Source organism: Janibacter melonis (genome assembly GCF_003721155.3).
In the GTDB taxonomy this organism is placed as follows: domain Bacteria; phylum Actinomycetota; class Actinomycetes; order Actinomycetales; family Dermatophilaceae; genus Marihabitans; species Marihabitans melonis.
Map to the genome: position 1 here is coordinate 1,624,890 of NZ_CP044548.2, position 21,508 is coordinate 1,646,397.

The 21,508-nt window shown below is 74.6% G+C and carries 20 protein-coding genes; 9 read left to right on the forward strand and 11 right to left on the reverse strand.

What is annotated here, in order from left to right:
- Nucleotides 1–48: 48 nt before the first annotated feature.
- Both EEW87_RS07590 and EEW87_RS07595 read right to left on the reverse strand, forming a co-directional pair.
- Nucleotides 49–2,079, reverse strand: a complete 2,031-nt coding sequence (locus EEW87_RS07590) for a glycosyltransferase family A protein (RefSeq protein ID WP_123092143.1) — start codon at nt 2,077–2,079, stop codon at nt 49–51.
- Between the two features lie 2 nt (nt 2,080–2,081).
- Complete coding sequence (locus EEW87_RS07595) at nt 2,082–3,182, reverse strand: NAD(P)-dependent alcohol dehydrogenase (RefSeq protein ID WP_404811900.1); 1,101 nt, start codon at nt 3,180–3,182, stop codon at nt 2,082–2,084.
- 84 nt (nt 3,183–3,266) lie between these two features.
- Here EEW87_RS07595 and EEW87_RS07600 point away from each other — a divergent pair, with 84 nt between their 5' ends.
- The gene (locus tag EEW87_RS07600; protein ID WP_148041584.1) at nt 3,267–4,658 is read left to right on the forward strand and encodes a hypothetical protein; all 1,392 of its coding nucleotides are present in this window, start codon (nt 3,267–3,269) and stop codon (nt 4,656–4,658) included.
- A 135-nt stretch (nt 4,659–4,793) separates the two neighbouring features.
- Here EEW87_RS07600 and EEW87_RS07605 read toward each other — a convergent pair whose 3' ends face one another.
- The 3 genes from EEW87_RS07605 to purU form a co-directional block, all read right to left on the reverse strand.
- A complete protein-coding gene (locus EEW87_RS07605) occupies nt 4,794–5,567 on the reverse strand; it encodes a ParA family protein (RefSeq protein WP_068277444.1) in 774 nt (257 codons plus the stop codon).
- A gap of 70 nt (nt 5,568–5,637) precedes the next feature.
- Nucleotides 5,638–6,486 carry a PHP domain-containing protein gene (locus EEW87_RS07610; RefSeq protein WP_068277442.1) on the reverse strand — a complete coding sequence of 283 codons (849 nt, stop codon included), beginning with the start codon at nt 6,484–6,486 and terminating at the stop codon, nt 5,638–5,640.
- Nucleotides 6,487–6,520: 34 nt separating this feature from the next.
- Complete coding sequence (purU, locus tag EEW87_RS07615; RefSeq protein WP_123092145.1) at nt 6,521–7,435, reverse strand: formyltetrahydrofolate deformylase; 915 nt, start codon at nt 7,433–7,435, stop codon at nt 6,521–6,523.
- A gap of 107 nt (nt 7,436–7,542) precedes the next feature.
- Here purU and EEW87_RS07620 point away from each other — a divergent pair, with 107 nt between their 5' ends.
- Entirely contained in the window at nt 7,543–8,052 is a 510-nt protein-coding gene (locus EEW87_RS07620; RefSeq protein WP_123092146.1) for a SigE family RNA polymerase sigma factor, read from the forward strand.
- Entirely contained in the window at nt 8,042–9,163 is a 1,122-nt protein-coding gene (locus tag EEW87_RS07625) for a hypothetical protein (protein WP_123092147.1), read from the forward strand. The genes EEW87_RS07620 and EEW87_RS07625 overlap by 11 nt, the downstream gene beginning before the upstream one ends.
- A gap of 3 nt (nt 9,164–9,166) precedes the next feature.
- Here EEW87_RS07625 and EEW87_RS07630 read toward each other — a convergent pair whose 3' ends face one another.
- On the reverse strand, nt 9,167–9,958 hold the full coding sequence (locus tag EEW87_RS07630; RefSeq protein ID WP_123092148.1) for an enoyl-CoA hydratase/isomerase family protein: 792 nt from the start codon (nt 9,956–9,958) through the stop codon (nt 9,167–9,169).
- 146 nt (nt 9,959–10,104) lie between these two features.
- On the opposite strand from EEW87_RS07630, the gene EEW87_RS07635 reads away from it, so the two are divergent.
- Nucleotides 10,105–11,160, forward strand: a complete 1,056-nt coding sequence (locus EEW87_RS07635) for a MaoC family dehydratase (protein ID WP_123092149.1) — start codon at nt 10,105–10,107, stop codon at nt 11,158–11,160.
- A 158-nt stretch (nt 11,161–11,318) separates the two neighbouring features.
- On the opposite strand, the gene EEW87_RS07640 is transcribed toward EEW87_RS07635, so the two are convergent.
- Complete coding sequence (locus tag EEW87_RS07640; RefSeq protein WP_123092150.1) at nt 11,319–12,236, reverse strand: GxxExxY protein; 918 nt, start codon at nt 12,234–12,236, stop codon at nt 11,319–11,321.
- 301 nt (nt 12,237–12,537) lie between these two features.
- On the opposite strand from EEW87_RS07640, the gene EEW87_RS07645 reads away from it, so the two are divergent.
- The 3 genes from EEW87_RS07645 (at nt 12,538) to EEW87_RS07655 (ending at nt 15,819) form a co-directional block, all read left to right on the forward strand.
- The gene (locus EEW87_RS07645; protein WP_123092151.1) at nt 12,538–13,623 is read left to right on the forward strand and encodes a hypothetical protein; all 1,086 of its coding nucleotides are present in this window, start codon (nt 12,538–12,540) and stop codon (nt 13,621–13,623) included.
- A 91-nt stretch (nt 13,624–13,714) separates the two neighbouring features.
- A complete protein-coding gene (locus EEW87_RS07650; protein ID WP_123092152.1) occupies nt 13,715–15,205 on the forward strand; it encodes an aminopeptidase P family protein in 1,491 nt (496 codons plus the stop codon).
- Nucleotides 15,178–15,819: a cation efflux transmembrane domain-containing protein gene (locus EEW87_RS07655; protein WP_240341675.1), complete on the forward strand. Its 642-nt coding sequence runs from the start codon at nt 15,178–15,180 to the stop codon at nt 15,817–15,819. Before EEW87_RS07650 ends, EEW87_RS07655 begins: the two co-directional genes overlap by 28 nt.
- On the opposite strand, the gene EEW87_RS07660 is transcribed toward EEW87_RS07655, so the two are convergent.
- Both EEW87_RS07660 and pdxR read right to left on the reverse strand, forming a co-directional pair.
- On the reverse strand, nt 15,816–16,547 hold the full coding sequence (locus EEW87_RS07660; protein WP_123092153.1) for a PIG-L deacetylase family protein: 732 nt from the start codon (nt 16,545–16,547) through the stop codon (nt 15,816–15,818). The two genes, EEW87_RS07655 and EEW87_RS07660, sit on opposite strands and share 4 nt — an antisense overlap.
- Before the next feature lie 37 nt (nt 16,548–16,584).
- Nucleotides 16,585–18,054, reverse strand: coding sequence for a MocR-like pyridoxine biosynthesis transcription factor PdxR (gene pdxR / locus EEW87_RS07665; RefSeq protein WP_163562397.1), 1,470 nt, complete (start codon nt 18,052–18,054; stop codon nt 16,585–16,587).
- A gap of 86 nt (nt 18,055–18,140) precedes the next feature.
- Between pdxR and pdxS the strand changes: the two genes are divergently transcribed.
- Both pdxS and pdxT read left to right on the forward strand, forming a co-directional pair.
- Complete coding sequence (gene pdxS, locus EEW87_RS16980; protein ID WP_225985138.1) at nt 18,141–19,097, forward strand: pyridoxal 5'-phosphate synthase lyase subunit PdxS; 957 nt, start codon at nt 18,141–18,143, stop codon at nt 19,095–19,097.
- The gene (pdxT, locus tag EEW87_RS16985) at nt 19,094–19,720 is read left to right on the forward strand and encodes a pyridoxal 5'-phosphate synthase glutaminase subunit PdxT (protein ID WP_240341676.1); all 627 of its coding nucleotides are present in this window, start codon (nt 19,094–19,096) and stop codon (nt 19,718–19,720) included. The genes pdxS and pdxT overlap by 4 nt, the downstream gene beginning before the upstream one ends.
- Nucleotides 19,721–19,826: 106 nt before the next feature.
- On the opposite strand, the gene EEW87_RS07675 is transcribed toward pdxT, so the two are convergent.
- Together EEW87_RS07675 and EEW87_RS07680 are read right to left on the reverse strand one after the other, a co-directional pair.
- A complete protein-coding gene (locus EEW87_RS07675; protein WP_123092155.1) occupies nt 19,827–20,819 on the reverse strand; it encodes a hypothetical protein in 993 nt (330 codons plus the stop codon).
- A gap of 69 nt (nt 20,820–20,888) precedes the next feature.
- Nucleotides 20,889–21,476 carry a general stress protein gene (locus tag EEW87_RS07680; protein WP_068277412.1) on the reverse strand — a complete coding sequence of 196 codons (588 nt, stop codon included), beginning with the start codon at nt 21,474–21,476 and terminating at the stop codon, nt 20,889–20,891.
- Nucleotides 21,477–21,508 lie beyond the last annotated feature (32 nt).

Consider the following 21,508-nt stretch of genomic DNA (forward strand, 5'->3'; position numbering starts at 1 on the left):
GCACGCGTGAGTGCCGCCCGGTCCCGGGCAGGCGGTGGTCACAGGATGTCAGGTGCGCGGGCGCACCTGGACCGCGACCTCGTCGCGGGCGGCGGCGGCCGGCACCCACCGCGGGGCGGGCACCCCCCACGTCGCGAGCTCGTCCTCGACGGCGGCCCGGGTCCACGCCAGGGTCACCCGGTGCGTGTGCGCGCCGTCGGGCTCGCCGACGAGCACCGCCCCGGCGCTGACGAGCGGTGCCGGGCGTCCCGCGACGGCGACCTCGGGCGTGCGCACCCACACGACGACGGCCTCGACGGCCTCCTCGGGGTGCACCTGGGTGACCGTCCCGGCGTCGACGAGACGCCGCACCGCGGCCTGCAGGCCCTTGCGGTACAGGCGCATCCGCGCGGGGTTCTCCCGGTGCAGGAGCGCGACGCGCAGACCGCTGGCGGCGAGCGCCTCGAGGTCCGCGGCGAGCGATGCCGGGTCGACCATCGTGTCGGCCGCGTCGTCGACGACGAGGACGTCGACGCGAGGGTGCGGCGCGTCGCTCGTCCACGCGCGCGGGGCGGCGAAGGGGGCCCGCTCACCCAGGGTGACGGGCTCCCCCTTCGGCAGGGTGCGGTGCCACGCCTTGTAGGCGGAGCGGTAGGCCAGGCGGCCGCCGACGCCCCACCCGACGCCGAAGTCGGCGCGCGACAGAGACCCGGGCCGCAGCCGCGTGAGCTGCAGCGCCGGCTCGACCGTCGGGGGCTCGACCCCGGTGACCGCGACGACCCGCGCGTCGTACTCGCTGTCCGCGCTCTTGCGGACCTCGTCGAAGGGGCCGACGAGGGCCAGGGTCGAGCGGCGCAGCATCGGGCCGGCGGCGTTGTGCCGCACGGCGGGGTAGCCGGGCCAGGCGAGGTGGAGCCGGTCGTCGCCGCGCAGGGCGAGCGAGCGGGTCATCGGCAGGTCGGGGTCGGCGAGGAGCGGCAGCAGCGCGCGCTCGACCCGCTCGGGGTGGATCCAGTCGTCGGCGTCGAGGAAGGCGACGTACTCCCCCGTCGCCGCCGCGACTCCGTCGTTGCGTGCGCGGTAGGCGCCGCCGTTGCTCTCCCGGGTGACGACCCGGGCCCGCGGGTGCAGCGCCGCCGCACGGGCGATCGTCTCGGCGTGCTCGGGGCCCGAGGCGTCGTCGACGACGACGACCTCGACCTGCGGCCAGGTCTGGTCGAGCAGGGCGCGCATCGCCGTCGTCAGCCACGGACCGGGGCGGTAGGCGGTGACGACGACGCTGACGAGCGGCAGCACGGCGGGGTCGCCACCGGCCTCGCGGACCCGCGCGGGCAGACCCTCGCGGAGCACGGCGAGCTCGGCCGGGTCGGGACCGACCCGGTCCAGCACCGGCAGCTCCTCGAAGGCGGCGACCGCCTCTGCGCCGACGACGTCGGCGAGCTCGTCGTCGTCGAGCAGCCGCGGCACGAGCATCCCCGCCTCGCGCCACCGGCGGGTGACGCCGGACCACCACGTCGCCTCGTCGCCCCCGAGGTCGGGGTGCGCGAGGTCGGTCTCGATGTCGGCCCGCTCGTCGGCGGAGAGGGTCGTGAGCAGGGCGAGCTCTCGGCGCAGCTGCTGCTCGCCCGGCCCGGCGACGACGAGCGGCCCCGGCTCGGCCGCGCCACGCATCCCGCGCAGGAGCGCGTGGGCGTAGAGCAGCGCCTGGCGCCCGGTGAGCTGGTCGGCCGCGCCGTCGGCGACGAGCCGCGAGACGACGTCGACGCCTGCCCGGACGTCCTGCCCGTCGTCGCCGACGAGGAGGAGCTCGGCGTGCCCGGCGCGCCAGCTCGGCGACCCGGTGCGCTCGGCGAGGAGCCCGGCGACGTCGCGCAGCAACGCCCCCTTCGTCCGCAGACCCGTCGCGACGACGTCGTCGACCCCGATCTGCTCACCCGCCCGGGCGTACGCGGCGAGCAGCGGGTCGACGTCGCCGAGACGCGTCGGGCGCAGCCGTGCCCGCAGCGGCTGGAGCACCCGCCGACGCGCGGCGGGGTCGCCGCTGACGACGGCTCGGACCCCTCCCGCGGCGAGGGTGCGAGCGCGCTGCAGGCTGGCCACGCTCAGGCCGGGGTGATGGTGGAGGTGTCGATGACCGCGCGGTAGCGCACGTCGCCGGCGACGACGCGCTCGTAGGCGGCGTCGACCGCCGTCGTGTCCGTGGCGTCGACGTGCTCGACCGTGGCGGCGATGCCGTGCTCGGCGCAGAAGTCGAGCATCTCCTGGGTGTCGGGGATCCCGCCGATGTTCGACCCGGCGATCGCCTTGTTGCCGACGATGAGCGAGCCGGGCGCGACGACGAGGTCGCCCGGGGGCAGCCCGACGTTGACGAGCGCGCCCTGGGGACGCAGCAGGCGCACGTAGTCCTTCATGTCGAGGTCGGCGCTGACGGTGTTGATGATGAGGTCGAAGGAGCCCTTGGCCGCGCGGAGCGCACCCTCGTCCTTCGTCGCGATGTGCGTGCTCGCCCCGAGGTCCTTCGCGTCCTGCGCCTTGGCGTCCGAGCGGCTGATCGTCGTCACCTCGGCACCCATCGCCGCGGCGATCTTCACCGCCATGTGCCCCAGTCCGCCGACGCCGACGACGGCGACCCGACGACCCGGCCCGGCCCCCCAGCGCTTGAGCGGGACGTACGTGGTGATCCCGGCGCACAGCAGCGGGGCGGCGACGTCGAGATCGATCGCGTCGGGGACCCGCACGACCATGCTCTCGCTGACGACGACCTGCTGGGCGTAGCCGCCCTGCGTGATCTCGCCGTGGTAGTCCTTCGCGTTGTACGTGCCGACGGACCCGCGCTCGCAGAACTGCTCGTCGCCGTTCTTGCACTGCTCGCACTCGTGGCAGGCGTCGACGAGGCACCCGACACCCACGCGGTCGCCGACCGTGTACCGGGTGACGGCGGCACCGACGGCCGCGACGGTGCCGGCGATCTCGTGGCCGGGGGTCATCGGGTAGTGCGCGGGACCCCACTCGTCACGCACGGTGTGGATGTCCGAGTGGCAGATGCCGGCCCACGCGATGTCGATGAGGACGTCGTCGTCACGCAGCGCGCGACGCTGCAGACGCACCGCCTCGAAGGGGGCCCCGGCGGACGGGGTGGACAGCGCCGCCGTCTCGAAGGGGGTGCTGCCGTCGCGCTGGTCGGTGGTGGCCGAGCTGCTCACATGTGCCTCCTGGTCTCGCTCGCGGGGAGGGCTCCCCGCATCACGTCATCGTGACACGGCGCGGGCTGTGCCAGGGTGTGCGGGGTGAGCAGGTGGGGACGGGCAGCAGCGGTCGTGGCGCTCTCGACGGGGGCGCTCGGGCTCTCGGGGTGCGGCGACAGCGCGCCCGAGCGGGCGGCCCAGCTCAAGAGCGACCTCCAGGGGGTCCAGGGGGTCGCCTCGGTGGAGACGTCGACACCGAGCACGGGCCTCAGCCGCGCCGTCGAGGCGGAGGTGACCCTGTCGGGCGATCTCGACCGCGCCGCCTACGAGCGGGTCGCGCAGGCCTACCAGGACTTCCGCGACGACGACAGCAAGGGGATCTTCGGCAGCGAGGCCCAGGTGAGCGTCATCAGCGGCGAGGACAGCGCCCAGGTGCCCCGCGAGTCGGACGACCTGCCCCGCGCGGCCGGCTACGTCGAGCGGCTGTCGGGCGAAGGGGACCCGGTCACCGGCTTCGAGCTGCTGTGGTCGACGCGGCCCCGGATGAGCGTCATGACCGACGACCCGATGGCGACGATGCGCTCGTTGGCCACCGGCGACCGGGCGCTGCAGGGCGGCGGCGACCACCCGGTGCGCCTCACGACGACGACCAGCGGCACCGACGGCGACCTCGACCTCGAGGTCGAGCTCGGCACCCCGGGCATCGGCGGCGTGCTCGACGAGGTCGAGCAGGCGCGGGGCGCCCTGGAGAGCAGCGACCTCAGCCCCGTGCTCCGGCTGCGCGACGACGCGCTCACCATCGAGATCGGCGGGGGCGGCACCTCCGGCGGTGTCACGCCGCAGCGGGTGCTCGACACCCACGACGACGTCGCGCGGGCGGTCTGCCCCGACGTCACGCTGACGACCACGAGCGGCGCCTCCCGGATCTTCGGCTGCGTGGACACCCAGCCCATGCACACCGCGCTCGACGGGCTCGGCGACGTGGAGCCGACCAGCCTGCGCAACCGGGACCGCGACCGCGACCGGCTCACCATCGCGCTGGGCTCGCCGGACGACCTCGCGAGCGCGGCCACCGCCGACCTCGGTGACGGCGACGTCGTGCTGTCCTCGGGCACCGGCACCAACGGCACCGTGAGCATCGGGGGCACGGCGTCGCAGCGCTCCAGGCTCGCGCCGCTCGCCCTCGCCGCGCACGCCCCGGGCCTGCACGTCACGGCCGGCAGCGCGTCGGAGCACGACGGCGTCGACCTCGCGATCCGCGGGCGCCTGGGCAACCCGCAGACCACCTTCCGCGCGATGCGCGACGCCGGGTGGGAGGGCGATGTCGTCCTGGGCTACCGGTCCTTCGGCCGCGACCGCTCCGAGCTGCGCTGGCGCAGCAGCGCGACCGGCCCGGCCGTCGACATCGGCCCGCTCGACGGGGACGCCGACGGCAAGCGGATCTCCGACCAGTCCCAGCGCATCATCGACGCCTGGGACGCCAGCGCCGGCTGACGCCATCCCGCCCGAGATCTTGGCACCCGCGCTGGTTGCAACCCGAGCGCGTGCCGGCTTCTCGGGAGGCAGACCCGAGATCTTGGCGCCAGCGCTGGTTGCAACCCGGGCGTGTGCCGGCTTCTCGGAAGGGGTCTAGAGGCGGGGCAGGAGCGACGCGGCGACGTCGCGGTAGGCCTGGGCGCCCTTGCTCGTGCGGGCCGTGTCGAGGACCGAGCGACCGATGGCGGGGGCCTCGGCGAAGCGCACGGTGCGCGGGATCGGCGGGCTGAGCACGGGCAGGCCGTAGCGCTCCCCGAGGTCGGCAAGCACCTCGCGGGCGTGGTTGGACCGGCCGTCGTACATCGTCGGCAGGATGCCGATGACCTCGAGCTTCTTGTTGAGCAGGCGGCGCACGTCGCGCACGGTGTCGAGCAGCTGGCCCACCCCGCGGTGGCTGAGCATCTCGGCCTGCATCGGGATGATGAGCCCGGTGCTCGCGGTGAGCGCGGCGAGGGTGAGCACGCCCAGGCTCGGGCTGCAGTCGAGCAGGACGACGTCGTAGTCGGCGCGCACCTCGTCGATGACGGAGGAGAGGACGAACTCACGGCCGGGCTTGGTGAGCAGCTGCGCCTCGGCCCCGGCGAGGTCAATCGAGGCGGGCAGCAGGTCGATGCCCTCGCCGGCCTCGACGAGCGCGTCACCGATCTCGGCCTGGCCGAGGACGACCTCGTGGGTCGAGAGCTCGACGACGTCGGGGTCGATGCCGAGGCTGAAGGTCAGGCTCGCCTGGGGGTCGAGGTCGATCAGCAGCACCCGCTTGCCGTGCTCGGCGAAGGCTGCGGCGAGGGAGGCGACGGTGGTGGTCTTCGCGACGCCGCCCTTCTGGTTGGCGACAGCGATGATCGCGGCCTTCTTCTTGCGTGGCACGGGCTTCCTCCGGGTGCGGGCTCGGTCGGGGGACCGCGGCCATCGTCTCAGGCCGGGGTGCCGATCGGGGTCAGGCCCGCAGGACCGCGACGGGGCTGCTGGCGAGAGCCTCGACACGTGCGAGCGACTCGGCAGAGGTCGTGTGCTCGGCGAGCCGGTTGGGCTTGCCGTCGCCGTGGAAGTCGCTGCTGCCCGTCGGGACGAGGTCGAGCTCGGCGGCGAGGTCGGCGGCCAGGGCCCGCCCGGCGTCGTCGTGGTCGCGGTGCATGACCTCGATGCCGCTCAGCCCGCCGGCGGCGAGCTCGCGGACGTCGTCGGCCCCGATGACGCTGCCCCGGGTGATCGAGAAGGGGTGGGCGAGCACGGGCACCCCGCCCGCCTCGCGCACGAGCCGCACCGCGTCGGCGGTCTCGAGGGAGAAGTGGCGCACGTAGTACGGGCTGCCGTTGTAGAGCCAGCGCCCGAAGGCCGCGCTGCGGTCGGGCACGACCCCCTTCGCCACGAGGACGTCGGCGATGTGCGGGCGGCCGGGCGTCGTGCCCGGCACGAGGAGGGCGTCGACCTCGGGCCAGCTGATGTCGATGCCGTCGGCGGCCATGAGCTCGACCATCTCGCGCAGCCGTGGCAGCCGGTCGTCGACGACCCGCTCCATCGCGGCCCGCAGCTCGGGGTGGTCGCGGTCGAAGAGGTAGGCGAGCAGGTGCACGCTGCGACCGCCGTGCTTCGTCGACAGCTCGGCGCCGCGGACGAGTCCCACGCCGTGCTGCGCGGCCGCGTCGGCCGCCTCGTCCCACCCGGCCGTCGTGTCGTGGTCGGTGAGGGCGATGACGTCGAGCCCGCCCTCGGCGGCCTGGGCGACGAGCGACGTCGGGGAGTCCGTGCCGTCGCTGACCAGGCTGTGGGTGTGCAGGTCGATCACGGCGCCAGCCTACGGGCTGGCCCCGACAGCGCGGTCAGCTGAAGACGACCGTCCGCTCGCCGTGGAGCAGGACCCGCGACTCGGCGTGCCAGCCGACGGCACGGGCGAGGACCCGCGCCTCGACGTCGCGCCCGGCGGTGACGAGCGCGTCCGGCGCGAGGCGATGGTCGACCCGTGCGACGTCCTGCTCGATGATCGGCCCCTCGTCGAGCTCGGGGGTGACGTAGTGCGCCGTCGCGCCGATGAGCTTGACCCCGCGCCGGTGCGCCTGGTGGTAGGGCTTGGCGCCCTTGAAGGACGGCAGGAAGGAGTGGTGGATGTTGATGACCTGTCCGGCCATCCGCCGCGCCAGCCCGTCCGAGAGCACCTGCATGTAGCGGGCGAGGACGACGAGCTCGACGTCGTGCTCGTCGACGATCTCGAGCAGCCGCGCCTCGGCCTCGGGCTTGGTCTGCGCGGTCACCGGCACGTGGTGGAAGGGGATGCCGTAGCTCGCGGCCAGCCCCTCGAGGTCGCGGTGGTTGGAGACGATGGCGGGGATCTCGATCTGCAGCGACCCGGTGCTCTGGCGGAAGAGCAGGTCGTTGAGGCAGTGGCCGAAGCGGCTCACCATGACGAGGGTGCGCAGCGGCCGACGGGCGTCGTGCATCTGCCACGTCATCGCGTGGCGCTCGGCGACCTGCGCGAAGTCCTCGCGCAGCTGCTCCAGGCCCACTCCCCCTTCGTCCGCGAAGTCGACGCGCATGAAGAAGTCACCGGTGAGGGTGTCGCCGTACTGCTGGCTCTCGGTGATGTTGCCACCGCGCTCGAAGACGAACCCGGAGACGGCGGCGACGAGACCGGGCCGGTCGGCGCAGGCCAGGGCGAGGACGACATCGGTCGTCGGGGCGGGCGAAGGGGTGGCCGGTGCGGTCACGGATGGGTCTCCTCGGGCGGGTGGTCGGGCCATTCTGCGGGCCGACACGGCAGGATGCCACGGCATCTCAACCTTCTGGCCGGTCGCCACGTCGTAGAGGTGAGCAGGCCCGACCGGGCCGAGGACGAAGGGGTGAGCGCATGGGCATCCGAGCCGCAGGCGCCGTGGAGGCGGAGTTCGCGGACTTCGTCCGCGAGGCGTCGCCCCGGTTGCTGCGCACCGCGTACTGGGTGTGCGGCGACGCCCACCAGGCGCAGGACCTCGTGCAGTCGGCGCTGGAGAAGGTCTACCTGCGCTGGTCGCGGCTGCGGGGCGGCGACCCCGTCGCCTACGCCCGGCGCTGCCTGGTCAACGAGCACACCGACACGTGGCGGCGCCGCCGCCGCGAGTCGCTCACCGAGGTGCCGGCGGAGCAGCCGGTCACCGACGCGGAGCCCGAGGACACCCGGGCCCTGCACCGCATGCTCGCAACGCTTGCACCGCGCGAGCGCCAGGCGGTCGTCCTACGTCACTACGTCGGTCTCAGCGAGGCCGAGACGGCGCAGACGCTCGGCTGCTCGGTGGGCACCGTGAAGAGCAGCTGCTCGCGCGGCCTGGCCCGGTTGCGCGAGCAGATGACGCAGGAGGAGGGGACCAGCCGTGCGCAGTGACACCGACACCCGAGGACCCGGTGGGGGTGACTTCGGGGAGGGGGACCTCGAGGCGCTCTTCCACGCGGCGCCCGTGCCCGACATGGGCGTCGACACCGGAGCCGTCGTCGCCGGGGCCCGTCGTACCCGGACCCGCCGCCGCGTCGCCGCCGTCTCCGGCGTCACCGCCCTCGCGCTCGTCGTGGGCGGGGCGTGGCTCGGCCTGCCCGGGAGCCGCGACCGCGCGAGCACCGACCCCGCTGCCCCGACGTCGACGAGCGCGTCGACGGCACCCGTCCGCACGACGCTGGAGGTGGCAGACATGTATCTCGAGGGGTCCCGGGTCCCCGGCGTCACCTACGACCTCCGGCTCGACCCCGGTGCAGGAGCCGACGGCTCGGACCGGGTCTCCGTGACCGGCGGCGGCCACCGCACGCAGGTCGACCTGCGGGCCGACGAGGTCGTCGGCACCGCCGGCGTGACGCGGCGTCTGGGCCCACGGGACTACGTCGTCGTCGTGAGCACCTCGGTGGACGGCGTGAGCGTCCAGCGACGGGCCGACGACGACCTCGAGGGCGGCTCGACGACCGGCCGGGCCGAGCTGGGCGGCAGCGGCCTGCGGGTCTTCGCCGTCCGCTTCGACCGCACGGTCCGGGCCGCCGACGTCGTCGGCACTCTCTCCTACGACAGCTCGTCCCGTCGCGTGCTCTCGGCCCTCCCCGACGGCCGGCCCGGCCCGGCGCAGTCGGCGCCGGTCCCCGGTCACGACGCCGTGCTCTACGTCGACGAGGCCCTCGGGGTCATCGGGGTCGAGGGAGGGGTCGGGGGCGTCAGCGCGCCGCTGACGGGGATCGACGACCTCGTCGCGCTGTCCTGGGGCGACGACACGGCGATCCGCGCCGCCGGCGTCTTCCCCGAGGGCGCCGACGCGGTGTCTGCGACGGCACGGTGGAGCGCTCCTGGCGGGTCGGGCGGCGGGGCCGACGCCGTCCTCGTCACCCTGTCGGGCGGCCGCCGGGCATGGTTCGCCGAGCTCCCGTCGCCCGACCTCGACCGACGCGCCACCGCCTCCCTCAGGTGGACCGACGCCGACGGCGTCGTCCACGCAGGAGGCGGCGAGCAGCGTCGCTGACCCTCACCCCAGCCCGGGCCACCGGGGCGCGCGCTTCTCGGCGAAGGCGCGCACCCCTTCGGCCCGGTCGGCGCTGAAGGCGGTGTCGTGCCAGCGCGCGTCCTCGACGTCGAGGCCCTCGTCGAGCGGCAGGTCGAGCCCGACGCGCATCGCGGCCTTGGCGTTGCGGACCCCGATCGGCGAGTGCCGGGCGATGCCCGCGGCGAGCTCGAGGGCCCCGTCGCGCGCGTCCTGCACGACCCGGTCGGCGAGCCCGATCCGGTAGGCCTCCTGCGCGTCGAGCCGGCGGGCGGTGAAGACGACGTCGGCGGCCCGCGACCAGCCCACCCGGCGGGCGAGCAGCTGGGTGCCACCGGCACCGGGGATCACCCCCACGGAGACCTCCGGCAGCGCGAAGACCGCCCCCTCCCCCGCCACGATGAGGTCACAGGTGAGCGCCAGCTCGCAGCCCCCGCCCATCGCGAAGCCGCCGACGGCCGCGACCGTGGGCACCGGCAGGTCGAGCAGTGCCCGGTACGCCACCCGGTTGCCGGGCCGCTGCGCCCGCAGCTCGTCGTCGCTCAGGCCGTTGCGCTCCTTGAGGTCCGCACCGACGCAGAAGGCTTTCGGGTGGCTCGAGGACAGGACGACCGCGCGCACCGAGGTGTCGTCGCGCAGCTCCTCCCCGGCCTCGCGCAGCGCGGTGGCCATCGCCGTCGAGACGGCGTTCATCGCCTCCGGCCGGTCCAGGACCACCTCGACCACGCCGTCGGCGTGGCGCTCGAGTCGGATGAGGGGCGTCGTCGCACTCGTCATAGGGCACTTCTAGCAGTCCGGGCCGACCGCCCGGCGGGGCGGGCGGGTCCCCCTTCGCGCTGTAAGACGGCTCACGAAGGGGTCAGCCGCCCGCCGACCCGGTGCGAGGATGACCGCCGCACCCACCCCCGCCCGAGAGGTCATGCATGTCCACCAAGACGGTCGCCGGCAACTACTTCGAGGACTTCGCGGTCGGGCAGGAGATCGTCCACGCGACGCCGCGCACGGTGACCGAGGGCGACATCGCGATGTACACGGCGCTGTACGGGTCGCGCTTCGCCGCGACGAGCGCGTCGACCGTCGCCGCCTCGATGGGCCTGGAGCGGATGCCGGTCGACAGCCTGCTCGCCTTCCACCTCGTCTTCGGCAAGACCGTGCCCGACATCTCGCTCAACGCGGTCGCCAACCTCGGGTACGCGGGCGGGCGCTTCGGGGTGCCGCTCTACCCGGGCGACACGGTGAGTACGCGCAGCACGGTCATCGGCCTCAAGCAGAACAGCAACGGACGCACCGGTGTCGTCCACGTGCGCTCGGTGGGCACGAACCAGCACGGCGAGACCGTCCTCGACTACGTGCGCTGGGTGATGGTGCACAAGCGTGACGTCGACGCCCCGGCGCCGGAGACGGTCGTGCCGGAGCTGCCGGGTGCGGTCGCCCCGGAGGACCTGCACGTCCCCTTCGAGATCGCGACGGGGGCCTACGACACCGTCCTCGCCGGGTCGCCCCACCTGTGGGACGACTACGAGGTCGGCGAGCGCATCGACCACGTCGACGCGATGACCGTCGAGGAGAGCGAGCACATGCTCGCCACACGGCTCTACCAGAACACCGCGAAGGTCCACTTCAACCAGCACGCGCAGGCGGCGACGACGATCGGGCGCCGGCTCGTCTACGGCGGTCACGTCATCAGCCACGCGCGGGCGCTGAGCTTCAACGGGCTCGCCAACGCGCAGATGGTCGCGGCGATCAACGGGGGGACGCACGCGAACCCGACCTTCGCGGGAGACACGATCTACGCCTGGTCGGAGGTGCTCGACGTCCTCGAGCTACCCGGGCGCACCGACGTCGGCGCCCTGCGGCTGCGCACGGTCGCGACGAAGGACCTCCCGTGCGCCGACTTCCCCTACCGCGGCGAGGACGGCCGCTACCTCCCTCAGGTCGTCCTCGACCTCGACTACACCGTCCTCGTCCCCCGCCGCTGACCGGACCGCCTCGCTGGTCGAGGTGCGAGCGCCAGCGAGCCTCGAGACCACCCAGAGCCCACGAGACCGCCTCGGCCGCCGCGCACCGGGAGACCTGCGACGGGCCGGGACGCGTCTCGGTCGGCTCCGGGTTTCCCGGTCCGGGGCGGTGTGCCCGGTCAGTCGGAGCGGACGAGCGCGGCGGAGATGAGCTGGGCGACCCGCAACGGGTGGTCCAGGTCCGACCAGACGAGGCGGACGACCTCGAGACCGAGCGAGCGAAGGGAGTCCTCGCGCCGCTTCTCGAGGACGAGTGCCTCTCGCCCCTGGGCGCCCTCGTACTTCACCAGGCCGTCGAACTCGACGACGACCTTGCCCGACACGAGGAAGTCGACCCGACCCACGAGCCGGCCGTCGGGACCGCGCACGTCGACCTGGCTCTCGAAGGGCACCCCCATGTCGGTGAGCAGGAGACGGGTCCGCGTCTCGCCGGGTGACTCGCTGGCGGGGTCGGCCAGGGCCAGCACCGAGCGCGCCCTCTCACGGCGAAGGGGGCCCGAGGCCCGGCGCTCGAACGCCTCGGCGACCTCTTCCCTCGTGCACACGGACGTGCGCAGGGCGTGGTCCAGCGGCACGAGTGCCGCGGCCACCCCGGCCTCGAGACCCACCTGCGCGACCGCCACGGCGACCGGCACGCAGCGCACGCCGCCGGCCCGGACCGGGTTCTCACCGGTCCGCGACGGGTGGAGCCGCACCCCGTCGCGGTGACGGAGGCGGTCGACCTCCACGACGAGGTCGACCCTGCTCAGGTCGACCCCCCAGAGGGGCAGACCGTGCAGCGCCAGGGCGGCCTGGTGCGAGGCGCTCGACCTCGGTCGACCGAGCATCACGGCTCGTGCCCGCAGCGCCAGACGCACCTCGGGGGTCGCTGCCGACCAGATCTCGCCGGCGACGTAGGCGTCGCGCCGCACGCGGACGAGCTCTCCCCGTCGCACCAGCCCGGCGAGATCGGCCTCGCTCGTCTCGCACTGGCGCGCCTGCGTGGAGGTGCACACCCCTGCCTGCCCGATCATCAGCGCCTGGAGCCGTGTGTTCATCCCGCCATCGTGGCGAGGGACGCGACGACGACCGCGGCGTCATCCACAGGCCCGCGCCGGGCAACCCTGCGCGGACCGGGACGTCGGGCACGCCCCGGGACATGTCCCGGTCCGGGGCGGGCATCCCGGTCCGGGGCGGGCATCCCGGTCCGGGGCGGACGTCCCGGTCCGGGACGGTGTGCCCGGCCCGCCCGGCACGAGACCCGACCGTGACATCACGCCCGACAACCGACTCGTCGTGACCGGAGTCAGAGAGGCAGAGCCACCGCAGGGGCTGGCTCACCTCAGGGGAGGACCCACCATGACCCGCACCACCGCCCGCCGCGCCGCGCTCGTCGTCGCCGCCGCCGCCCTCGTCGCACCCGTCGCCACCTCGGCCCAGGCCGCCGTCGGCGCGGCGCCCACCGCCTCGCCCGGCTGGAGCGTCAGCGCCCACCTGCCGACCGGGTCACCGTCGTGGCGCGGCCAGGACCTCGTCCTGTCGAGCCCGGGTGGCACCTCGAAGACCGTCCTCGGCCGGGTCGGTCGGGGCGAGCGCGTCGTCGACGTCTCCGCCGACGGGCGCCGCGTGCTCACCGTGGACCGTCGCGGCGGTGACCCCCGGGTCGTCGCCCACGACACGACGGCGGGGACGCGCTCCACCTTCGCCGTCTCGAAGCTGGAGCAGGTCCGGTACCTCGACGCCGCCGGGTCGAAGGTCGTCGTCGTCCGCGGCTGGGAGGAGACCGACCGCGTCGTCGAGGTCCGCAGCCCCGGGGGCACCCTCGTGCGCACGCTGCACACCCCCCGCCGCGGCACCCTGGACGCGCCGAGCGTCATCAGCACCCCCGACGGCTCGAAGGTCGTGCTCAACCGCTCCGGCCGTCTGCGCAGCGTCGACGCGAGGACCGGCGCCACCATCAGCACGCTCTCCGGCCGCACGGGCTACTCGGCGTGCGCCCCGACCCGCTGGTGGGGCACGAGCGGGCTCGTCGCGACGTGCTCGGTGACGAGCGGGTCGCTCCGGGGCACCGAGCAGGTGCTGCGCGTCCCCTTCGTCGGCACCTCCTCGCGGGTCACGACGACGGCGGGCGGCATGGGCATCGGATGGATGGACGCCTGGGCCCACCCGAAGGGGACGGTCGCGCTGAGCATCAACGGCTGCGGCCCGGCCACCGCCCACCGCCTCACCGCGGGCGAGCCGGAGATCGCGCTCGGCGTCCCGAGCGACCACACCGAGGTCCAGACGGTCGTCGGCGACGGCCTGTACCACCTCGCCAGCGGCGCCAGCTGCGGCGGCCCCGGCACGGTCCGCCTCGCGCGCCACGACCTGTCGACCGGCCGTAACACGACGGTCCTCGGTGGCGGCACCGTGAGCAGCGTCGCCGTCGTCGACATGTACCAGTGACACGAGGCGAAGGGGGACCCGGCCGCGTGCAGTCGGGTCCCCCTTCGCCGTCGCCGGGTGCCCTGACGGCGGGTCGTGCCACGATGGGCCGGTGAGCGAAGAGCAGACCAAGCCCGAGAACCGCGCCCGCCCGACCACCGACGAGTTCCGCACCTTCGTCGCGCAGGGCTGGGCCCCGCGCTCGACGCAGCTGCCGGAGCTGACCGAGGCGGCCCGCCGCGCCGCCGTGCGCCGCGACGAGCTGTCGGCCGCCTTCCCCGGCGACCGCCTCGTCATCCCCGCCGGTGGCCTCAAGGTCCGCTCCAACGACAGCGACTACGTCTTCCGCCCGCACACCGCCTTCGCCTACCTCACCGGTCTCGGTGCGGACCGCGAGCCCGACGCGGTGCTCGTCATGGAGCCGACGGAGCAGGGCGGGCACGAGTCCGTCCTGTACTTCCGCCCGCTGGCCGGCCGCGACACCGAGGAGTTCTTCGGCGACTCTCGCTACGGCGAGTTCTGGGTCGGTGCCCGCCCGAGCATCGAGGACGTCGAGGCCGAGCTGGGCCTCACCGGTGCGCACGTCGACGGCTTCGCCGACGCGGTCGGCAAGGACGCGGGCGCCGTCACCGTGCGCGTCGTGCGCGACGCCGAGGCCAGCCTCACCGCGCGCGTCGACGAGCTGCGCACCCAGAACGGCGCGCAGCCCGAGGCCCTCACCGCTGCCGACGACGAGCTCGCCCACCGCGTCTCGACGATGCGCATGGTCAAGGACGACTGGGAGCTCGGGCAGATGCAGGACGCCGTCGACGCGACCCGCGTCGGCTTCGACGCCGTCATCGCCGAGCTGCCGACCGTCGCCGAGCGCGGCCGCGGCGAGCGCTGGGTCGAGGGCGTCTTCGGCCTCCACGCCCGCCACCAGGGCAATGGCGTCGGCTACGACTCGATCTGCGCCGCGGGCGACCACGCCAACACGCTGCACTGGATCAAGAACACCGGCGACATCGCCCCCGACGAGCTCCTCCTGCTCGACGCCGGGGTCGAGGTCGACAGCCTCTTCACCGCCGACGTCACCCGCACCCTGCCGATCAACGGCACCTTCACCGACGCGCAGCGCGAGGTCTACGACGCCGTGTGCGACGCGCAGCAGGCCGGCATCGACGCGATCCGCCCGGGCGCGAAGTTCTCCGACGTCCACGCCGCCGCCATCCGGGTCATCGCCGAGCGCCTCCACGGCTGGGGCCTGCTCCCCGAGGGCGTCTCCGTCGAGGACACCCTCGACACCGAGCACGGCCAGTACCACCGCCGCTGGATGGTGCACGGCACGAGCCACCACCTCGGTCTCGACGTCCACGACTGCGCGCTCGCCACCCGCGCCGAGTACATGGACGCCGAGCTCGCTCCCGGCATGGTCCTCACCGTCGAGCCCGGCCTGTACTTCAAGGCCGACGACCTCCTCGTCCCGGAGCGCTTCCGCGGCATCGGGGTGCGCATCGAGGACGACGTCGTCGTCACGCAGGACGGCTCGCGCAACCTCACCGGCGAGTGGCCGCACACCTCCGCCGAGGTCGAGGCGTGGATCGCCGAGGTGCAGGGGCGCTGACCGGCACGGCCGACAGGGCCCGGCTGCGCCGGGTCGTCCTCGTCGTCGCCGGGCTCAACCTCGCGTACTTCGTCGTCGAGGCCGCGGTCGCCCTCGCGGCGGGGTCGGTGGCGCTGCTCGCCGACAGCGTCGACTTCCTCGAGGACGCGTCGATCAACCTGCTCGTCGCGCTGGCGCTGGGCTGGCCGCTGGCCCGCCGAGCGGCAGCGGGCAAGGCGATGGCGGCGGTCATCCTCGTCCCCGCGCTGGTCGCGGGGTGGCAGGCCGTGCAGCGCGTCGGCGACCCCGTCGCGCCGGACGCGGGCCCGGTCGTCCTCGCCTCGCTCGGCGCCGTGGTCGTCAACGGGGTGTCCGCGTGGCTCCTGCTCTCGGGGCGCAGCCACGGGGGCTCGCTGAGCCGGGCGGCCTTCCTGTCCGCGCGCAACGACGTCCTCGTCAACCTCGCGATCATCGCGATGGCAGCGCTCACGGTCGCGACCGGCTCCGGCGTGCCGGACCTCGTCCTCGGCTGCGCGATCATCGCGCTGGCCCTGCACGCCGCCCACGAGGTGTGGGAGGCCAGCGAGGTCGAGCGTCTCGACGCGCGGGCGCTGGCCGGCGAGCCGATCGGCTAGCGGGTGAAGACCTCGAGCAGCAGCGCGTGCGTGATGTCTGGGTCGCCGAGACGCTCCGCTCCCCCGCCGAGCGAGCCCTCGACGATCTCGCGCGGGCTGGGGAAGCTCTCCGGCAGCGCCGCGTTGTAGAGCCGGTGCTCCTCGAGCGACTCGACGGCCCGCTCCGCGTACCCGGTGACGTCGACGTAGTGCGTCGCCTCGGGCGAGGCGGCGAAGGCGATCATCCGCACGTGCCAGGGCTCGAGACCGTCGGCGGCCAGCTCGGGGTGGATCCACCTGTTGCCCGCGTCGGCGCAGGCGTCGATGACGGCCTGGCCCACGGCGCGGTGGTCGGCCTGGTTGAGCTGACCGGGGCCGAAGACCTCGTGCCGGTTGAGGCTGACGACGAGATCGGGCCGGGTCCGACGGATCTGCTCGGCGACGAGCCGGCGAAGGGGGATCCCGTACTCGATCGTGCCGTCGGCGAGATCGGCGAACTCGACCCGGTCGACGCCGACGACCGCGGCGCTCACACGCTCCTCGTCGGCGCGCGCCGGAGCCGCGTCGACCGGGTCCATGCCCTCGATCCCCGCCTCGCCGCGGGTGAGCAGGTAGTACGAGACGTCCTTGCCGTCGTCGGTCCAGCGGGCGACCGCGGCGCTCGTGCCGTACTCGATGTCGTCGGGGTGGGCGACGACGCACAGGACCGTCTCGATCCCGTCCTCGTCCAGGGGCTGCAGCTCGCTCATGCCGCCAGCGTAGGGATCCCGCTCGTCCAGCGAGCCGCTATCGGGCGGATGACCCGGCACCGGCGAGCAGCGGGCGCAGCCGGCGCAGCCCGCGCTCCAGATGGGGCGAGCCGAGCCCGATGACGAGCCCGTGCCGGGGCAGGTCGGCGCTGACGACGAGACCTCCCGGGTCCGCCCAGTAGTCACCCATGCCGGCGACGAGCACCCCGGCCCGGGCCGCGGCGTCGACGACGGCGTGCTCGCGCTCGGCGTCGGCGCCGAGCAGCTCGACGACCCCGTGCAGACCGCCGTCCATAGGACGCAGCCGCGCCTCGGGCAGGTCCGACAGGGCAGCGACGGCGAGATCGCGTCGCGCCCGGTAGCGGCGGCGCATCCTCCCGGTGCGCCGCCGCAGGGCCCCGGCGTCGAGGTACTGAGCGAGCGCGTCCTGGACCGTGGCGGGCACCGGCGAGCCGAGGTCGCCGCGCAGCGCGAGGACGTCTGGGCGCAGCCCGTCGGGCACGAGGGCGTGACCGACCCCGATGCCGGGGGCGAGGACCTTCGCGAACGACCCGAGGGTGACGACCACCCCGTCGTCCTCGCCCCCTCGCCGGTCGAGAGCGGCCAGCGCCGGCACGGGTTCGCCCGTGAAGCGCAGCTCGCCGTCGTAGTCGTCCTCGACGACGACGGCCCCGTGCGCCCGCGCCCAGCCCACGAGCGCGAGCCGGCGGGCGACGGGCATCGCGCCGCCGAGGGGGTACTGGTGGCCGGGTGTCACGAGGACGACGTCGGCCCCCGGCTCGTCGTCGAGGAGCTCGACGGACAGCCCGTCGCCGTCGACGGGCACGGGTCGGACCTCGTGCCCGAGGGCGGCGACGACCCGCCGCAGCGCCGGGTACCCGGGGTCCTCGACGACGACGCGAAGGGGGCGTCCCGCCCGCCGGGAGAGGGTCGTGAGGACGAGCTGCAGGCCCTCGCGGACCCCGGCGGTGACGACGACCGCATCGGGGTCGACGGCCGTCCCCCGGGCGACCCGGACGTGCTCCGCGAGCGCGGCGCGCAGCGCGGCCGAGCCCTGCGACGGGTGCTGGGTGCCCGCCCCGGCGGCGGCCTCGCGCCACGCCGCCCGCCACGTCGGGTCGACGATGCCGCTGACGTCCGGCTGCCCCGGGCGCAGGTCGGCCACGGACGCGTCGACCCGACGTCCAGGTCCGGCCGATGATGTCGAGGTCGGCCGGGTCGCCCGGCCGGGCACCGGGTGGTCGGCGAGCCCGGGGTCGACCCGGGTCGCTCCCTGGTCCGCGACGAGCCAGCCCTCGCCGTGCAGCTGGTCGAAGGCGGCGACGACCGTGCCCCGCGAGACCCCGACCCGCTCGGCGAGCGTGCGGGTCGAGGGCAGGACGTCCCCGCCCCGCAGCGCACCCGACTCGATGGCACGCCGGATCCCGTCGGCGACCTGCACGACGAGCGAGATGCCGGCGCCGCGGTCGACGACAAGCGGCAGGTCGACGTCGTGGGGATGTCTCACCCCGCCCACGCTACTCGAAGTGGTCCATCGCAGATCCGCCGTTCTGGATCTTCTCACTGGACCACTCCGCGTCGCACGCTGTCCGCATGAGCACGCAGACCCCCCTTCGCCCGACCGACCCGACCGACCCGATCACCCCGAGCGCCGACGGGCCCCGCGCCGGCACCGACCTCGTCAAGCGCGGTCTGGCCGAGATGCTCAGAGGCGGCGTCATCATGGACGTCGTCACCGCCGAGCAGGCGCGCATCGCCGAGGACGCCGGCGCCGTGGCCGTCATGGCCCTCGAGCGCGTCCCCGCCGACATCCGCGCGCAGGGCGGCGTCGCGCGCATGTCCGACCCCGACCTCATCTCCGACATCGTCGACTCGGTCTCGATCCCTGTCATGGCCAAGGCGCGCATCGGCCACAGCGTCGAGGCGCAGGTCCTGCAGCACCTCGGGGTCGACTACGTCGACGAGTCCGAGGTCCTCTCCCCGGCCGACTACACGCACCACATCGACAAGCACGCCTTCGAGGTCCCCTTCGTCTGCGGCGCGACGAATCTCGGCGAGGCGCTGCGTCGCATCGCCGAGGGCGCCGCGATGATCCGCTCGAAGGGGGAGGCCGGCACCGGCGACGTCTCCGAGGCCGTGCGGCACATCCGCACGATCCGCTCCGAGATCGCCCAGCTGCAGGCGCTCCACGCGAGCGCGCCCGAGGAGCTCTACACCCGGGCCAAGGAGCTCGCCGCGCCGATCCAGCTCGTCACCGAGGTGGCCCGGACCGGCCGACTGCCCGTCGTGATGTTCACCGCCGGCGGCGTCGCGACGCCGGCCGACGCGGCGATGCTGCGCCAGATGGGCGCCGAGGGCGTCTTCGTCGGCAGCGGGATCTTCCTCTCGGGCAACCCGGCCGCCCGCGCCGAGGCGATCGTGCGCGCGACGACCTTCTACGACGACGTCGAGGCGATCACGGCCGCGTCGCGCGGGCTCGGCGAGGCGATGGTCGGCATCAGCGTCGCCGACATCCCGGCGCCGCACCGCCTCGCCGACCGCGGCTGGTGAGCGCGGCCCGGGTCGGCGTCCTCGCCCTGCAGGGCGGGGTCGCCGAGCACGAGCGGATGCTCGCCGGTCTCGGCGCGACACCGGTCCCCGTCCGCTCCCCCGCGCACCTCGTCGGGCTCGACGCCCTCGTGATCCCCGGCGGTGAGTCCTCGGTGCTCGACCGTCTCGTCGACGTCGCGGGCCTGCGCGAGCCGCTGCTCGAGGCGGTGGGCGGCGGGTTGCCCACCCTCGGCACGTGCGCCGGGCTCGTCCTGCTCGCCGCGAGGGTCGAGAACCCCGCCCCCGGCCAGCGCAGCCTCGGCGTCCTCGACGTCACCGTGCGCCGCAACGCCTTCGGGCGCCAGGTCGACTCCGTCGAGACGTGGGCGAGCTGGCGGGTGCCGGGCGGCCCCGACCGCATCCGGGCCGCCGCGATCCGCGCCCCCGAGGTGCTCGACGTCGGTCCGGGTGTCGAGGTCGTCTCGACGATGGCCGTCGACGGCGTCGACCGCGTCGTCGGCGTGCGCTGCGGCGCGGTCCTCGCGATCTCGCTGCACCCCGAGCTCACCGGCGACACCACCGTCCACGAGGCCCTCCTCGCGCAGATCCGCTCGGACGCCCCAGCCCCCGCCCTCACCCGCTGACCCGCCCCCTCGTTCGCCGAGGTATGGAGATCGGTCGCCGGAGGCTCGCTCTGACGACGGATTGCCATACCTCGGCGAAGGGGGGTCAGGGCTGGGCGAAGGGGGGTCAGGGCTGGGTGGTCGTCCGGCGCAGCAGGGCGACGACCTCGTCCGAGACGTCGGCCTCGAGCGCGCCGTTGCTCACGACCCCGCCGGGGCCGCACGCGCCGGTCGTGACGTCGAGGACGACCGGGGCTCCCCGCTCGTAGCGCGCCTCGACCTGCCAGCGGTCGGCGGTGTCGTCGACGCACAGCAGGTCGCCCGACGCCGCACGGGTGTGCAGCGCCCTGAGCGCCGCGAGCAGGCGTGGGCGGTCGGCCCGCAGGACCGCGAAGGTCCCGCTGCTCGGGCCCGGTACGTCGGAGTCGACCCGGCAGACCCACATCACCTCCGGCTCCCCCGGCACGAGCTCTCGCTCCACCCCGGCCCGCCCGACCGGTTGCGACCCACCGCACACCGGCCGCTCGCCCTGCGTCGGCACGACCCAGCCGCCGTCGGCGACTGCCTTGGCGACCTGCTGGCCGACGCCGCCACCGGCGCTGAAGTCGCCGTTCGAGCTGAGGACGCACGCGTTGACCTCGTCGGTCGCCGACACCCACACCGTGCCGGTCGGGTAGCCGAGCCCCAGGAGCTGGCGGGTGATGGGGCCGTCCATCAAGGTGCACGCGTCGATCTGCTGGGCCCGTGGCGCACCGGTCAGGTCTGCGGCCATCTGCTCCAGGCCCTCGGTGAGCACGACCTGCTCCGTGAGCGGTCGCGGTGGTGCCGCTGGGGCAGAGCTGTGCCCGGCGTCGTAGCGGCACACCAGGGCCCGGGTCGGGGCCTGCGCCGGTGCGAGGGCATCACCCGGGTCGAAGCCGTCCGGCGCGTCGTACGTCGGGACGACAGGGCGGTCCTCGGTCCCGTCGTAACGGGCGGGGCAGCTCAGCAGAGCGGGCGGCGGGGGTGTCGCCACGGGCGCGCCGTCACCGGCGCGGGCCGCCGCGGCGGTCGTCCCGGCGAGACCGGCGGCGAGCAGGCCGCCCACGACGAGGGCGATGGTCGGACGAGGAGATGCCATGACGGCTCCTGACGGCGGGGGTGGTCCCCCTTCGACGCCGTCGGCGCGCGTCTGGTTCCCCCGGGTGCGTCAGGCGCGCGGGTGGTCGCGCGTCTCGCGCGCCGCGCGGGCCGCCGCGGCGCGGTCGGCCTCCTCGCGCATGATGCGGGCCTTCTCGACGGCGGCACGCATCGGGTCGTGCTCGGCGAGCAGCTCGCGCGCCTGCTGAACGTGACGGTGCTCGACGAGGACCTCGTACCGGGTCGCGACGACCTGGCTCACCGAGGTGAAGTCGCGCTGCCCGCCGGTCGCCTTGTAGCCCAGCCAGCCCCACACGAGCCCGAAGAAGGCACCGATGATCATCGTCGAGAGCATCCGCACGAGGAACTGCTCGCCGCCCTCGAAGACCGCGAAGACGAGGCCGACGAAGACACCGATCCACACGCCCGAGAGCGCCCCGCCGAGCAGCACGCGCCCGGTCGTGAGGCGTCCGGTGACGCGCTCGATCTGCTTGAGGTCGGTCCCGACGATCATGACGTCCTGCACGGGGAACTCACGGTCGGCGAGGAAGTCGACCGCCTGCTGCGCCTCGGGGTACGCGTCGTACGTGCCGAGCGACTGGGGGAACTCCAGGTGCAGGATCTGCTGACGGGCCGCGGTCAGCGGGGTCTGGCTCATGGCGCGATTGTCTCACCGTCCGCTGGACGAGG

What these genes read in the sequence shown, in the direction of transcription:
- purU (WP_123092145.1), bottom strand. Translation starts at nt 7,435, where the DNA reads ATGGCCCGACCACCCGCCCGAGGAGACCCATCCGTGACCGCACCGGCC.
- EEW87_RS07620 (WP_123092146.1), top strand. Translation starts at nt 7,543, where the DNA reads ATGGGCATCCGAGCCGCAGGCGCCGTGGAGGCGGAGTTCGCGGACTTC.
- EEW87_RS07630 (WP_123092148.1), bottom strand. Translation starts at nt 9,958, where the DNA reads ATGACGAGTGCGACGACGCCCCTCATCCGACTCGAGCGCCACGCCGAC.
- EEW87_RS07635 (WP_123092149.1), top strand. Translation starts at nt 10,105, where the DNA reads ATGTCCACCAAGACGGTCGCCGGCAACTACTTCGAGGACTTCGCGGTC.
- EEW87_RS07640 (WP_123092150.1), bottom strand. Translation starts at nt 12,236, where the DNA reads ATGAACACACGGCTCCAGGCGCTGATGATCGGGCAGGCAGGGGTGTGC.
- EEW87_RS07645 (WP_123092151.1), top strand. Translation starts at nt 12,538, where the DNA reads ATGACCCGCACCACCGCCCGCCGCGCCGCGCTCGTCGTCGCCGCCGCC.
- EEW87_RS07660 (WP_123092153.1), bottom strand. Translation starts at nt 16,547, where the DNA reads ATGAGCGAGCTGCAGCCCCTGGACGAGGACGGGATCGAGACGGTCCTG.
- pdxS (WP_225985138.1), top strand. Translation starts at nt 18,141, where the DNA reads ATGAGCACGCAGACCCCCCTTCGCCCGACCGACCCGACCGACCCGATC.
- EEW87_RS07675 (WP_123092155.1), bottom strand. Translation starts at nt 20,819, where the DNA reads ATGGCATCTCCTCGTCCGACCATCGCCCTCGTCGTGGGCGGCCTGCTC.
- EEW87_RS07680 (WP_068277412.1), bottom strand. Translation starts at nt 21,476, where the DNA reads ATGAGCCAGACCCCGCTGACCGCGGCCCGTCAGCAGATCCTGCACCTG.